A 538-nucleotide genomic window follows, 5' to 3' on the forward strand; every position below is an offset into this window, starting at 1 on the left:
TCCACTCGGCGTTGGCGGCGGCGGCCTTGAAGTTCTCGTCGTCCGGCTGCAGGAACACGCCGTCCTTGTTTTTCAGCTGGGTGTGCGACATCTTGTTGCGCTTGGCGAACGCCCACTCGACGTAGCCGATGCCGCCCTTGATACGCTGCACGTTGGCGGCGACGCCTTCGTTGCCCTTGCCGCCGACGCCGACCACCCACTTGACGGCGCTGCCGGCGCCAATCTTGGCCTTGAAGTCTGGGCTGGTCTTCGACAGGTAGTCGGTGAACAGGAACGAGGTGCCGGAGCCGTCGGCGCGGTGCACCACGGTGATCTCATCGGCCGGCAGCGGCACGCCAGGGTTCAGCGCGGCGATTGCCGGATCGTTCCACTTGGTGACCTTGCCGAGGTAGATGTCGGCGACGACCGGGCCGGTCAGCTTCATCTGGCCAGGCGTCACGCCCGGCAGGTTCACCACCATCACCACGCCGCCCATGACGGCCGGGAACTGGACCAGGCCTTCGGCGGCCAGCTCTTCTGCCTTGAGCGGCATGTCGGA

At 66.4% G+C, this 538-nt stretch carries 1 protein-coding gene; it reads right to left on the minus strand.

The annotated features are described in order from the left end of the window. On the minus strand, nucleotides 1-538 hold a 538-nt coding region (gene pstS, locus CR105_RS27515), incomplete at both ends, for a phosphate ABC transporter substrate-binding protein PstS (protein ID WP_099794146.1).

The organism is Massilia eurypsychrophila, assembly GCF_002760655.1.
Lineage (GTDB): Bacteria > Pseudomonadota > Gammaproteobacteria > Burkholderiales > Burkholderiaceae_D > JAFCUW01.